This is a genomic window from Meiothermus sp. Pnk-1, from assembly GCF_003226535.1.
Lineage (GTDB): Bacteria > Deinococcota > Deinococci > Deinococcales > Thermaceae > Allomeiothermus.
Genome location: NZ_QKOB01000002.1, coordinates 405,929 through 418,665, shown reverse-complemented (window position 1 = coordinate 418,665; position 12,737 = coordinate 405,929). Strand labels below are relative to the sequence as shown.

Here is a 12,737-nt window from a genome sequence, read left to right as displayed (position 1 = left end):
TACGTCGTACGCAATACGCAAAACGCCAGACGCTAAACGCGGGGGTAGATTCCCTATCGGGACGGAGCAAGCTCCGTGCACCCGGAGGTAGATTCCCTGTCGGGACGGCGTGCCGCCGTACACCTAGGGGACGATCCCCTACGGGACGGGCGGTGCCCGTACACCCAAGGGACGATCCCCTATCGGGACGAGCAAAGCTCGTACACCCAGAGGCAGATTCCCCTCGTACGGCGTAGGACGTTTGACGCGGGGCGTACTGCTAGCAGGGAAGGGTATGCGAATCTTGTTACCAGACCACTGGTAACTGAGCCCATCCTGCATCGGGAAAGGGTAGAACGCGAAGGCCAGCTTACTGGGCGCTCTCGAGGTCGGGCCGGAGCTGGACGGCCTCGCGCAAATAGACGTGGCGCACCTTACGCTGGGGAATGTCGGTGTTCCAGAGGATCATCACCCGGATTACCCGCTTCAAGGAGCCAGGCACCGGGATCTCGCGCGAGTTGATGAGCGGAACCATTTGCATCCCCAATTGCCGCGCGGCCTCTGCGGGAAAGGCCGCGCACAGGTCATCGGTGAGGGTGAAGATCATCGCGCCGATGCTATCGGGATCGGTGATGCCGTTGACCTCGAGCATCTTGGACAAAAGCTCGCGTGTGGCCGACAAGATGGCCTCACGGGTGTCCTCTTCTACGGTGATGGCGCCACGGATGCCCCGGACCATGAAGGTATGCTAAACGCTACAGGCTAAACACTCAACACGTCATGGAACGGAACTCGCGTCGTATGTGGCACGTCATACGCAAAACGCAAGGCGCGCTAGATTGGCAGGGTCGCTCCAAGGGGTGCTCGGGCATTAGACTATATCTCATGCGCTTGATGGCTATCTTCCCTCATCCTGACGACGAGATCGGCGTAAGCGGAACCCTCGCCAAGCATGCCCGCCGGGGAGACGCGGTCAAGCTGGTTTGGCTCACCCGGGGTGAACTCGCCAGCCAGTTCGGCGACACCCCACCCGAGGAGGTGGCCCAAATCCGTGAGGGGCACGGGCGTGCGGTAGCCCAGATCCTGGGGGCCGAGTATGAGTTCTTGGGCTACCCCGACGCTGGCCTCACCGGCGGACGCGAAGAGGCGCTGATGTTGGCGCAGAAGATTGCCGCCTGGAAACCCGACGTGGTCTTCACCTGGGACCCCTACGACGTCCATCCCGATCATCGCGCGGCCTACTGGGCTACGCTCTCGGCGCTCAAGTTTTGCCGCATTCCCAAGCTGGTGGGGGTTAGGGCTCAGCCGCCCGCCCTGGCCTCCGTTGCCGAGGTGGCCGGAACCAGGGCCTCATCCCGGCCTGAGGGGCTAGGGGAAAATGGCGGTGGGGTGGCGCTCGAGGCCCACCGTTCTCCCGTCCGTCTTCTGCACTACTACCGCAGCGATCTGCCCCGGCCTGCTATCTACGTGGACATCAGCGAGACCATCGAGGTGGCCGAGGAGGTCTTTAGGTTGTACCAGGCCTTTTATCGCTGGGAATACTCTCCCGAGGCTTTTCGGGCGAGCCGGGCTCGGCTGGGTCAGGAAGCTGGGGTGAAGTTTGCTGAACGCTTTCAGAGCGAGGGACCTCTGCCGCTGGGGTATCTGCCGGGCTAGGGCCCTCATCCGCGGTGGGGGACAGGGGTTCCGGACCGAGCGCCTGCGGCAACTCATCGGGGTAGGTTTGAGCGCTGGTGAGGGCGTAGGCCACGAACACCGCCGGCAGCACCAGAGGTAGCTGGCTGTAGCCACCGATTTCCCCCGCCAGTACCACCGCGGCAAAAGGGGCACGGGTCACCCCGGCCAGCAGGGCACACATCCCCGCCAGCGTGGTGACCTCTACCGGCGGAGCAAAGCTGGGAACGCTCAGAGAGAGGATGAGACCCAGTAGCCCGCCCATGGTGAGCGCAGGGGTGAGGTAGCCGCCGTAAGCTCGTACCCCACCCGCCAGCACCACGATCGCAAAGCGCACCAAAAAGGTGATGGCCAGAAACTCCAGCCCCAGAATCGGAGACAGCCCCAGCTGTACCCACGCCAGGCCATCGCCCAGGGCTTCCGGTAAGAACACCAGCGCCAGGGCCAGGGCCAGGCCCAACAGCCCATGCCGCAACGGAAAAGGGAAACGGCGCAACATTCCGCCCAGGATGCGCGATCCCTCGAGCCAGAGCGTGCCCACTCCCGCGGCCAACAACCCGATCAACAAACCGAAAGCCAGTTGCGACCAGGAGATCACCGCTGGGGGCAGCTCGAGTAGGGGTTGGTAGCCGATCAATGCCCCGTACACGGTGAATCCGGCCAACGCCCCGATCAATGCCGGGGCTAGGGCGGCGACCTCGAGCGCCAGCCCACGAAACAGGATCTCGCTGGCCAGCAGGGCTCCGGCCACCGGAGCGTGAAAGGCCGCCGCGAACCCCGCCGCTATCCCCGCGAAGGGGAGGTATCGCCCCGCTCCACTAAGAGGAAAGCGCCTCCCCACCGAGGCCCCCAGCCAGTGCCCGATGGCTACCATGGGCCCCTCACGGCCCAATGGCGAACCCACCGAAAGCTGAACTAGGCTGGCAAAGATGCCCCGGATGAACTCGACGAAGGCAATGGGTCGGCCTTCGCGGTAGGCGTGCAGCAACCAGGCCAACCCCCGGCCAGTGCCCATGTAGCTGGCCAGGGCAAACGCCGGCGGGATCAGCAGCACCACCAGCCAGTGGCGCGGTCCGCTGAAAGCCTGGTTGAGGCCCCCCTCGCTCACCAGCCCCGGCGGCAAGTAGCCTAGAACATCGCCCATGAAGAATCCCTGCAGGTTGCGCAGCAGCCAGGAAAACCCAGCCACCGCAGTGCCCGAAAGGGCTCCGACCAGTGCGCTATAGAGGATGAGGGGGCCGACCTGCATCGATACCTCGCTTCCTCATGTTAGCGCTTACCAGATATGGATCTGGGCGGCGGGGGTTCCTCGGGTGAGGCGGGGTGGCTCGAGCCCCAGCACCCGGTAGCTACCCCGGGTGGCCGCACGGACCACTACCCGAGGGTCTACCTTTTCCCATAGGGATAGGGCTTCGTTTTTCACATCCAGGTCGGGGGAGCTGGCTTTGGAGTCGGTGCCCAGGGCCACTTCGACCCCGTGTTTGAGGTAGAGCTGCCAAGGGAACTCGCCGCATCCCAGCCCTTGGTTGCTGCGGGGGCAGGAGACCACCTTGCAGCCGGATTGAGCCAAGATTTGCACGTCTGCGGCATCCACCTGCACTCCGTGGACCAACGTCAGGTTCGTCCCCAGCACCCCCAAATCGGCCAGGTATTGCACCGGTGAGACCCCCGGCGCTCCCCAGCGGCCGCGGTACGGGGCGAGGAGAGGGGCCAACGGCCCGCTGCCGCGGCGCAGGTACTCCACTTCGGCAGGGCTTTCGGCCAGGTGGATCTGCAGCGGAAAGCCCTCGAGCCGCGCGAACTCCGCCAGGCTTTGGAGAAGGGGGGCGCTCACGGTATGGGCGGTGTGGGGGGAGAGGCCCACCCTCACTTTTCCCTCGCGCTTCTTCCAGGCCAGAAGGCGTGGCCGCATCGCCTTGAATACCTCCTGGGCTTTTTCCGGATTGACCCCGATCACCTCGCGGTAGGCTACCCCGGGCAGCGCAGAGGCCTCGAGCAAGAAATCCATGACTTCATCCCGTGCTACGATGTCGCCAAAGGCTCCTACCCCGCTGGCCGCCAGCTCGGCATACCCGGCCTTGGCTGCCTCCAGGCCACGTTTGTCTGTGCTCGCGATCACGTAGCGGATGAAATCGGCGTAGTGCCCGCTGAAGCGAGGGAGGGCAGAGAGGTCAAGGTGGGTATGGGCGTTAGCCGGGGCCGGGGTGAGGGCCTTACCCTTGTGGATGACCTCGGCTTGGGGGAAGGCCCGGCGCAGTTCCTCGAGCCCTCCCACCCCCGCTATGTGCCCCCCGACCACCGCGATGGCCCCGTTCAGCATCGGGGTGCCGAATCCGGCATAAACCACTTCGGCGGTCCAGAGCTGGGCGATCATGGGGTGCGCTCGAGGAGGTAGCGGTTGGGGTGGCGCAGAAAGTCCACCGCGCGGTAGCCCCGGGCGAAGTAGTGAGGGAAAAGCTCCCTGGAGTGCTCGCGCCAAGCGTTTGCTAGGGCAGGGTCGGTGCGCAGGATGGCCCCCCAATCCTCCGGGATCTGCAGCAGCAGGCGGGGATGCTCGAGGGAGAGATCTGCCTGGATCGGCACCTCGTCGCGCACCGTGTTGACCTGGGGAATCCCCGCTGCTTCGACTTCCGGCTCGGGCCTGTAGATTCGCCGGTAGACCCGCTCGGCGCGCAACTCCCATACCGCGTAGGCTCGGTCGCTGGGGGCCCCGGCGTTGATTCCTCCCATCGGCCCGTAGCAGTTGGGGATGTACTCGTTCCAGGTCACGCCCAGCTTGCAGAGGTTGAAGCGGGCGTTGGCCCCGCGCAGAGGGTCGAAGGTCCAGACCACCTGCTCGTAGCCCCGGCTCAGGCACCAGTCGCGCTGGAAACGCTTGAGGAGCAAAGCCGCGCCGCTTCCTCGGTGCTCCTCGAGCACCCCCATCATGTGCGAATGGTGGCGCTGGCGGTGGTGGGTGGGGAAACCGAAGACAAAGCCCACCGGCTCGCCCTGGAGGTAAGCGGCTGCCAGCAGCCCCCCTTCATGGACGAGGGCCATCATCGAACGGGCCGGCATCACGTCCTCGGGATCGCCCCAAATGCGGCTTTGCAGCGCTTCGATGGGGAAGAAGTCCTGCGGATCGTGGAGTTCTTGCACGATCATGAGGCGTTTGCAATGTAGGCCGACTTCAGCGCCAACTTGTTGATGAGCTCGCGTTTGGGCGTAACCCCGATGCCCGCTCCCTGAGGTACTGGCATCATCCCGCCGCGGGCCTCGAGCGGTTCCTCGATGATATCCTCTTCCCAGTACCGGCTGGCCGAGGATGTGTCGCCGGGTTTGACGAACATCGGCAAGGTAGCGACGTGGATGTTATGCGCCCGGCCTATGCCTGCTTCTAGCATTCCGCCCATCCACACCGGTAGCCCGTAGCTCTCGGTAATGTCGTGGACCTTGCGGCTTGCCAGGATGCCCCCTACCCGCGCAGGCTTGAGGTTGATGACCCGCCCGGCTCCGATCTCGAGGGCCTTGCGCGCATCCTCGGGGGAAGTGATGGACTCGTCCAAGCACAGCGAGGTGGCGATCTCCCGCTGAAGCTTGGCGTGATCCAAGATATCGTCGTAGGCCAGGGGTTGTTCGATGTAGTCGAGCCCTACCTCGTCGAGCTTGCGGAAGGTGGCGATATCGTTCAGGGTGTAGGCCGAGTTGGCGTCCACGGTCAGGTTGGCCTCGGGATAGGCTTTGCGCACCGCCAGAAGGGGTTTGACGTCCCAGCCGGGTTTGATCTTGAGCTTGATCCGCCGGTATCCCGCCTCGAGGCCGCGGCCCACGGCCTCCACGGTGGCTTCCACCGAGGGCTGGATCCCCAGGCTTACGCCCACGGGGATCTCGCGGCGTACCCCGCCTAGCACCTTCCATAGCGGTTGGCCCAGCGCTTTTGCCCACAGGTCCCAGAAGGCCATCTCGAGGGCGGCCTTGGTCATCTTGTTGCCCCGGAACCCCCTTATCTCGGCCCACAGCATCTCGGGGTTGGCGAAGTCCTTGCCCAGTACCCGGGGGAGGAGAAGGTGCTCGAGCAGGGCCCAGGCCCCGGCGATGGTCTCCTCTCGGTAGTGTGGGGTGTGCTCCATGGTGGTCTCGGCATAGCCCTCCAAACCTTCGCCGTAGAGGGTCAGCACGATGATGTGGCGCTCGGTCTGCACCCCGAAGGAGGTCTCGAAGCGGAACTTGAGCGGCAGGGTGATGAGTTTCATCTCGGCGGCTTCTATGCGCATGGGGGTATGCTAACGTGGGAATTAGGGGCAGGTCAAAGCCCGGAGCTGGCCGGCTCGAGCCTATCCTTACCGAAATATGGCCGGATGGCCTCGGGCACGGTGACGGTGCCGTCCTCGTTCTGGTGGTTCTCCAGCAGCATCACCAGGATGCGGGGGGTGGCGAGGGCGGTGTTGTTGAGGGTGTAAGCGTAGCGCACCTTGCCGTCCTCGCCGCGGTAGCGCAGGTTGGCGCGGCGGGCTTGCCAGTCCAGCAGCGCCGAGCAGGAGTGGGTTTCGCGGTAGCGATTCTCGCTGGGGACCCAGGTCTCGAGGTCTACCTGGCGGTACTTGCCCAGCCCCATGTCGCCGGTGCTGACCTCGATCACGCGGTAGGGCAGCTCCAGGGCTTGCAGGATGCGCTCGGAGTTGGCGAGCATCAGCTCGAACCAGCGCTCCGACTCCTCGAGCTCGGCGCGACAGAGCACGTACTGCTCGACCTTGTTGAACTGATGGACGCGCATGAGCCCGCGCACGTCCTTGCCCGCCGAGCCGGCCTCGCTGCGGAAGCAGGTCGAGACGCCTGCGTAGGCCTTGGGGAGCTCGGCCTCGGGGAGGATTTCCCCGGCGTGGAGATAGTTGAGCAGTACTTCGGAGGTCCCGGCCAAGTACATGTCCTCGCCCTCGATCTTGTATACGTCCTCGCGGGCTTTGGGGAACTGCCCGTGACCGTAGAACACCTCCTCGCGGGCATAGGCGGGCACGCTGATGGGGGTGAAGCCGCTGGCGACGATCTGATCGAGGGCGAAGCGCAAGAGGGCCTGCTCGTAGAGCATCAGATCCCCCTTGAGCGCATAAGAGCGCGAGCCGGAGATCTTGGCGATGCGCTCGAGCTCCCCCCAGCCGTTGCGGTGGATCAGCTCGACGTGGTCTAAGGGTTTGAAGGGGAAGGTGCGGGGCTTGCCGTAGACGCGGGTCTCGCGGTTGAAGGAGTCGTCGGGGCCGACGGGCGCGCCCTCCCAGGGGAGGGTGGGGGTGAGGTAGAGCAGGTTTTTGAGCCGGGCCTCGAGCTCGCGTAGGCGGGGCTCGAGGTCGGCGAGCTGCTGGGCGATCTGCTTGCCCTTCTCGATCAGCGCGGCGCGCTCGGCGGGGGTGGCCTTGGCCGCGGCCTTGGCGTTGGCGTTGCGCTCGGCCTGTAGGGATTCCGTCCGGCGCCTCAGTTCGGCAATCTGGCGGTCGAGGGCCAGCAGCTCGTCCAGGTCGAGCGCTACCCCCTTCTGCTCGATGGCTTTGCGCACCAGGTCAGGGTTTTCGCGGATGAACTTGATATCAAGCATGGGAACGTCCTACGTCACACGTCGCACGCCAAAAGACGTACGGCATTACTCGATCATCCTCGGCACGACGAAGAAGCCGTCCTTGGCCTCGATGGCCACCGAGAGCGCTTCCTCCTGGGACAGCACCGCACCGGGCTCGTCCTCGCGCAGCACGTTGGCAAGCTCCACGGGGCGGGCTAGCTCGGGTAGGCCCTCGGTGTCGAGGTGGCCCAGCTTCTCGAAGAAGTCGAAGATCTTCTTGAGGTCGCCCGCCATGCGGGCTTCCTCCTCGGGGGAGAGCTCGAGGCGGGCGAGGTGCTCGAGGTGGCGGATCAGCTCGGGCGTGATCTCCATGCATTGCATTGTCTTGGCTCGAGGGGCGGGGGTCAAGGGAGGGGGGATCGTCCCTTGGGTGTACGGCGGTACGCCGTCCCGACAGGGAATCTACCTCCGGGTGCACGGAGCTTGCTCCGTCCCGATAGGGAATCTACCCCCGCGTTTAGCGTCTGGCATTTTGCGTATTGCGTATGACGTACGACGTAAGTCGCGTTTTACCCACAACGGCTCCTCCCGTCTCAATTGGCCCGGGGCACGGCCCCAAAAATCGTTTTTCTACGCGAATTCTGAGAAAGCGTTGGTGAAATCTACACATTTGTCATCGTAACAGGGTGCTAATCTAAAGTAAGTCTTACCCCCGTCCCACCCTTTGACAACTCAGACCCTGATAAATCAGCCCACCCCCACGAGGGGGTTAGAGGCATATATGGAACTTACCCCAGACGTAGAAAGAGGAGACAAGCAAGCAGTATGAGCAAGCTAGATGGCTACAGCCGAAACCGACCCACCTCCTGCCCCCGAGGCCAACCGGCGCGAAGCGAGCGCGAGAAAGAAGGGTGCGTATGGATACGCTAGAGTTCATCCGCAAATACCAAGACATCGCGGGGTACCGCACTCTCAACTGGGAAGGGAGTTTCGCGGAGTATCTGGAGTTGCTCCGCTCCGATCCGCGCCCTTTACGTACCAGCTACCAGCGGGTCTACGACATGATCGTAAGCTATGGGCAACAAGAATACGGGCGTTTGCGCGAAAAGCTCACCCATTACCGCTTCTTCGATGATCCGATAGAAAACGGCAAAGACGCCATCTTTGGCCTAGACCGCCCCATCATGCAGCTGGTAGCGACCTTCAAAGCTGCGGCCTATCGCTATGGCCCCGAGCGGCGGATTCTGTTGCTCCACGGCCCCGTAGGGTCAGCCAAGTCCACCATCGCCCGGCTGCTCAAGAAGGGGCTCGAGAGCTATTCCAAAACCGATGAGGGGGCCCTATACACCTTCAGCTGGAAAACTGCCGGCGAGGTCATGCCCTGCCCTATGCACGAAGAGCCCCTGCATCTGCTACCTGCAGAATTGCGGCGGCACTTCCTAGCCGAGCTACGAGCGGCTCACCCTGATTACCCCTATCCCCTAGAGGTCGAGGGAGACCTCTGCCCAGCCTGCCGTTTCCAGATGAGCGAAGCCATGCAGCGCCACGGTGGCGATTTGGCCGCGGTGCTAGAGCAAGAGATCGTGGTGCGCCGCCTGGTGTTGTCCGAAAAGGACCGTGTAGGCATCGGCACCTTCCAGCCCAAAGACGAAAAAAACCAAGACTCCACCGAGCTAACCGGAGATATCAACTACCGCAAGATCGCCATCTACGGCTCAGACTCCGACCCTAGGGCCTTCAACTTCGACGGTGAGCTGAACATCGCCAACCGGGGATTGGTGGAGTTCATCGAGATCTTGAAGCTGGACGTGGCTTTCCTCTACGACCTACTCTCCGCTAGCCAAGAGCACAAGATCAAGTCTAAAAAGTTCGCCCAGACCGATATCGACGAGGTGATCCTGGGGCATACCAACGAGCCTGAGTTCAAAAGGCTCCAGGCCAACGAGTTCATGGAGGCATTGCGCGATCGCACCATCAAAATCGACGTGCCCTACAACCTACGGGCCTCCGATGAGGTCAAGATCTACCGACGCGACTTCCAGGGGGTGAAGGGCAAGCACATCGCTCCCCACACCCTCGAGATGGCCGCCATGTGGGCGGTGCTGACCCGGCTCGAGCCCCCCAAGAAGGCCGGGCTCAGCCTGTTGCAAAAGCTCAAGGTCTACGACGGCAAACTCCTCCCCGGCTGGACCGAGGAGGCGGTCAAGGAGCTGATGCTCGAGGCCAAGCACGAGGGGCTCGAGGGCATCTCCCCGCGCTACATCCAGGACAAGATCTCCAACGTGCTCGTCACCAGCGAGGAGCCCTGCATCAACCCCTTCATGGTGATGAACGAGCTCGAGGAGGGATTGCGCCACCACTCGCTGGTCTCCGACGAAAAGACCAAGGAGCGCTACCGGGCTTTGCTGCAAGAGATCAAGAGCGAATACGCTGAAACCGTCAAGAACGAAGTGCAACGAGCCATCGCCGCCGACGAAGACGCCTTGCAGCGGCTTTTCGGCAACTACGTGGACAACATCAAGGCCTACGTGCTGGGCGAGCGGGTCAAGAACCCCTACACCGGCGCCCCTGAGCCGCCCAATGAGCGACTGATGCGCTCGGTCGAGGAAAAAATCGAGATCCCCGAGTCCCGCAAGGACGACTTCCGCCGCGAGATCATGAACTACATCGGAGCTTTGGCGCTGGAAGGCCGCAGCTTCTCCTATAAGGACAACGACCGCCTGCGCCGGGCCCTGGAGATGAAACTCTTCGAAGACCAGAAAGACACCATCCGGCTGTCGGCGCTGGTATCGGGCGTGGTGGACCCCGAGACCCAAGGCCGCATCGACATCGTGAAATCCCGGCTGATCCGCGATTACGGCTACTGTGAACACTGTGCAGCGGGAGTCTTGGAGTTTGTGGCCTCGATCTTCGCCCGGGGGGATACCAAAACATGAGCGCTTCACGCCGCACGGCATACCTACTGCGCAAAGGAAGGCTGGTGGCTTGCAGCCTGGAAAAACCACGAGCCGCGAGCCGCTGGCCCACTTTTGACGTACGACGGTGACCTATGCGCCCCATCGAACGCGACCTACAACGCTTTAAGGAGATTGTCCGGGGTGAGGTCAAGAAGCGGGCGAGGGAGTTTTTGACCCATGAGGAGTACTTGGGAAGCCTGGACGGGCAGGTGGTGAGCATCCCGCTACCCCAGCTCGAACTTCCCCGGCTTCAGTACGGCCAAAACGAGATGGGGCAGGGCGAAGGCGAAGGGGAGGGGGAAGGCCAGGGGATGGGCGGAACTGCCGGGCGGGGCGGTTTGGGCCCCGGTGGACACCTCCCGGTGGCCGAGATGGACCTGGAAGAGTTCCTCGAGCTGATCGGAGAGGCCCTCAAGCTGCCTCGGCTCGAGCCCAAACAAGGGGGGGCCGTGGAGGAGCCCTCCCCTAAGTACACCACGCTCTCCCGGCGCGGCCCGGAATCTCTGCGCCACGCCCGCCGCACCATGCGCCAGGCCCTCAGGCGAGCCATCCAAAGCGGAACTTACCGGCCCGAAGATCCCCGCCTAGTCCCCGAGCGCGATGACTATCGCTACCGCGCCCCTGAGCCTAAGCCGCGTCCTCAAGCCCAAGCCGTGCTGGTGTTCGCCCTGGACGTCTCGGGTTCGATGGAGGGCGAGCAGCTCCGCCTGGTACGGATCCTCTCCTACTGGATCAGCGCCTGGGTCAAAAAACACTTTCCTCGGCTATCGCGGCACTATCTTCTGCACGACGCCGAGGCCTGGGAGGTCTCGGAGGAAGATTTCTTCCGGCTGCGCGAGGGAGGTGGAACCCGGCTGTCGAGCGGCATCAAGCTAGCCCAACAGGTCTTAGAACGCTACCCCACCCAGCTCTACAACCGCTACGTCTATCACTTCACCGACGGCGACAACTGGCAAGACGACACCGCCGAGGCCCTCGAGGCCCTCAAAACCCTCCTGCCCACCCTCTCCCTCTACGGCTATGCCCAGGTGCGCAGCCGCTATGGCCAGGGCCGCTTCATCGACGACCTGCGCAGCCACTTTCCATCCCACCCAGCCCTGGCCACCGCCGAAGTAGGCGGGCGCGAGAGCTTGCCCAGCGCCCTCAAGCGCCTTCTGGGAAGCAGCGGCGATTAGCGGGAGGAGCTATGACTAGGTCCGACCTTCAAGCCCTCGCCGTAGAAATCGAAGCCCGGGCCAAAGCCCAGGGCCTCTCCTTCGACCCGGTGATCTTCGAGGTGGTGGACTGGGAGCAGATGGCCATGCTGGCTTCCTACATGGGCTTTCCTCGCCGCTACCCGCACTGGCGCTGGGGCAGCGAATACCTGCGCTTCAAGGAGACCTACCGCTACGGGCTCTCGAAAATTTACGAGCTGGTGGTCAATACCAAGCCGGTCTACGCCTACTTGCTGGATTCGAACCCCCCCCTAGCCCACAAGCTGGTGATCGCCCACGTCTACGGGCACGCCGACTTCTTCAAGGAGAACCTTTACTTCGCCCCGGCACCCAAGTCCATGCACGACGAGCTGGCCAATCACGCCGCTTTGGTCGAAAAGCTCATGGAGCGCCACGGGGTTCGCCCCGTGGAGGAGTTCTTGGATTTGGCGCTCTCCCTCGAGAACCTCATCGACCCCCACAGCCTGTTCGTGCAGCGGGCCAAAGGGGTCAAGGAGCCCGATGGTACCCCGCTACGGATGCCGGTGCGGGCCTACCTCGAGCCCTACGTCAACCCTCCCGCCGAGCCGCCCAAAGAAGCAGCAGAGGCAGCCATCAGCGAACCCATACCCCCACAACCCGAGCGCGACGTGCTGGCCTTCCTAATCAAGTACGCCCCGCTGGCTCCCTGGCAGAAAGCCATCCTCGAGATCATCCGCGAGGAGGCTTACTACTTCGCCCCCCAGGGCCAAACCAAGGTGATGAACGAGGGCTGGGCCACCTACTGGCATACTGCGCTGATGAATGGCGGCCTGCTCGAGCCTGGCGAGGTGTTGGACTTCGCCGAACTCCAGGCCGGGGTACTGGGGGGGCGCGGGTTCAACCCCTATAAGATCGGCTACACCCTGATGAAGCACATCGAAGAGCGCTGGCGCAAAGGGCGCTTTGGCCCCGAGTACGAAGCCGCCGAGCTGATGGACAAGCTCATCTGGCAAGGCGAGCCCGGCGACGCGAGGGCCAAGCTCTTCCAAGTACGCCGGGTATACAATGACATCAGTTTTTTGGAAGAGTTCTTCACCCCAGCGTTCGCCCTCGAGCAGCGGATCATCTCAGCAGAAGAGCTCGAGCGCTTCCACCAAGCCAAGCAACGCCTCTTATTCATGCTCACCAACGCGGGCAACCCTATCGTCTACCTCACCGACGCCAACTACAAAAACCGTGGAGAACTCTACCTCGAACAACACTATGAGGGGGCGGAGCTGGACCTGCGCAAAGCCCGCGCGGTGATGGAAAACCTCCACCGGCTATGGAGCCGCCCGGTGCACCTGGAAACCGTGCTCGATGGCAAGCGGATGCGGCTCAGCTACGACGGAACCCACCGGCAAGAAGCCGTATGAAGCCGGTTCC

10 protein-coding genes and 1 pseudogene are annotated in these 12,737 nt (G+C 63.3%); 4 read left to right on the top strand and 7 right to left on the bottom strand.

The annotated features are described in order from the left end of the window. Positions 1–349 precede the first annotated feature (349 nt). Complete coding sequence (gene aroH / locus DNA98_RS04765) at positions 350–718, bottom strand: chorismate mutase (protein WP_110526473.1); 369 nt, start codon at positions 716–718, stop codon at positions 350–352. A gap of 146 nt (positions 719–864) precedes the next feature. On the opposite strand from aroH, the gene DNA98_RS04760 reads away from it, so the two are divergent. Next, complete coding sequence (locus DNA98_RS04760) at positions 865–1,635, top strand: PIG-L deacetylase family protein (protein ID WP_110526470.1); 771 nt, start codon at positions 865–867, stop codon at positions 1,633–1,635. 88 nt (positions 1,636–1,723) lie between these two features. Here DNA98_RS04760 and DNA98_RS04755 read toward each other — a convergent pair. The 6 genes and pseudogenes from DNA98_RS04755 to gatC form a co-directional block, all read right to left on the bottom strand. Beyond that, positions 1,724–2,668 (bottom strand): annotated as a pseudogene (locus tag DNA98_RS04755) (chloride channel protein); the annotation flags it as partial. A gap of 261 nt (positions 2,669–2,929) precedes the next feature. Next, a complete protein-coding gene (locus DNA98_RS04750; protein WP_110526467.1) occupies positions 2,930–4,027 on the bottom strand; it encodes an amidohydrolase family protein in 1,098 nt (365 codons plus the stop codon). After that, the gene (locus DNA98_RS04745) at positions 4,024–4,797 is read right to left on the bottom strand and encodes a GNAT family N-acetyltransferase (RefSeq protein ID WP_110526464.1); all 774 of its coding nucleotides are present in this window, start codon (positions 4,795–4,797) and stop codon (positions 4,024–4,026) included. The genes DNA98_RS04750 and DNA98_RS04745 overlap by 4 nt, the downstream gene beginning before the upstream one ends. Beyond that, positions 4,794–5,906 carry an o-succinylbenzoate synthase gene (gene menC, locus DNA98_RS04740; RefSeq protein ID WP_110526461.1) on the bottom strand — a complete coding sequence of 371 codons (1,113 nt, stop codon included), beginning with the start codon at positions 5,904–5,906 and terminating at the stop codon, positions 4,794–4,796. Before menC ends, DNA98_RS04745 begins: the two co-directional genes overlap by 4 nt. A 32-nt stretch (positions 5,907–5,938) precedes the next feature. Next, positions 5,939–7,219 carry a serine--tRNA ligase gene (gene serS / locus DNA98_RS04735; RefSeq protein ID WP_110526459.1) on the bottom strand — a complete coding sequence of 427 codons (1,281 nt, stop codon included), beginning with the start codon at positions 7,217–7,219 and terminating at the stop codon, positions 5,939–5,941. A 45-nt stretch (positions 7,220–7,264) separates the two neighbouring features. Continuing rightward, on the bottom strand, positions 7,265–7,552 hold the full coding sequence (gatC, locus tag DNA98_RS04730) for an Asp-tRNA(Asn)/Glu-tRNA(Gln) amidotransferase subunit GatC (protein ID WP_199489356.1): 288 nt from the start codon (positions 7,550–7,552) through the stop codon (positions 7,265–7,267). Between the two features lie 545 nt (positions 7,553–8,097). Between gatC and DNA98_RS04725 the strand changes: the two genes are divergently transcribed. From DNA98_RS04725 to DNA98_RS04715, 3 genes are all read left to right on the top strand, one after another. After that, the gene (locus DNA98_RS04725; protein WP_110526453.1) at positions 8,098–10,116 is read left to right on the top strand and encodes a PrkA family serine protein kinase; all 2,019 of its coding nucleotides are present in this window, start codon (positions 8,098–8,100) and stop codon (positions 10,114–10,116) included. 113 nt (positions 10,117–10,229) lie between these two features. Further along, complete coding sequence (locus tag DNA98_RS04720) at positions 10,230–11,312, top strand: DUF444 family protein (protein ID WP_110526450.1); 1,083 nt, start codon at positions 10,230–10,232, stop codon at positions 11,310–11,312. Between the two features lie 11 nt (positions 11,313–11,323). Further along, a complete protein-coding gene (locus tag DNA98_RS04715) occupies positions 11,324–12,727 on the top strand; it encodes a SpoVR family protein (protein ID WP_110526446.1) in 1,404 nt (467 codons plus the stop codon). Positions 12,728–12,737: the final 10 nt, after the last annotated feature.

Excerpts from the sequence above, each read along its gene's own strand:
- menC (WP_110526461.1), bottom strand. The coding sequence starts at position 5,906 with ATGCGCATAGAAGCCGCCGAGATGAAACTCATCACCCTGCCGCTCAAG.
- DNA98_RS04720 (WP_110526450.1), top strand. The coding sequence starts at position 10,230 with ATGCGCCCCATCGAACGCGACCTACAACGCTTTAAGGAGATTGTCCGG.
- aroH (WP_110526473.1), bottom strand. The coding sequence starts at position 718 with ATGGTCCGGGGCATCCGTGGCGCCATCACCGTAGAAGAGGACACCCGT.
- DNA98_RS04725 (WP_110526453.1), top strand. The coding sequence starts at position 8,098 with ATGGATACGCTAGAGTTCATCCGCAAATACCAAGACATCGCGGGGTAC.
- DNA98_RS04760 (WP_110526470.1), top strand. The coding sequence starts at position 865 with ATGCGCTTGATGGCTATCTTCCCTCATCCTGACGACGAGATCGGCGTA.
- DNA98_RS04715 (WP_110526446.1), top strand. The coding sequence starts at position 11,324 with ATGACTAGGTCCGACCTTCAAGCCCTCGCCGTAGAAATCGAAGCCCGG.
- gatC (WP_199489356.1), bottom strand. The coding sequence starts at position 7,552 with ATGGAGATCACGCCCGAGCTGATCCGCCACCTCGAGCACCTCGCCCGC.
- DNA98_RS04745 (WP_110526464.1), bottom strand. The coding sequence starts at position 4,797 with ATGATCGTGCAAGAACTCCACGATCCGCAGGACTTCTTCCCCATCGAA.
- serS (WP_110526459.1), bottom strand. The coding sequence starts at position 7,219 with ATGCTTGATATCAAGTTCATCCGCGAAAACCCTGACCTGGTGCGCAAA.
- DNA98_RS04750 (WP_110526467.1), bottom strand. The coding sequence starts at position 4,027 with ATGATCGCCCAGCTCTGGACCGCCGAAGTGGTTTATGCCGGATTCGGC.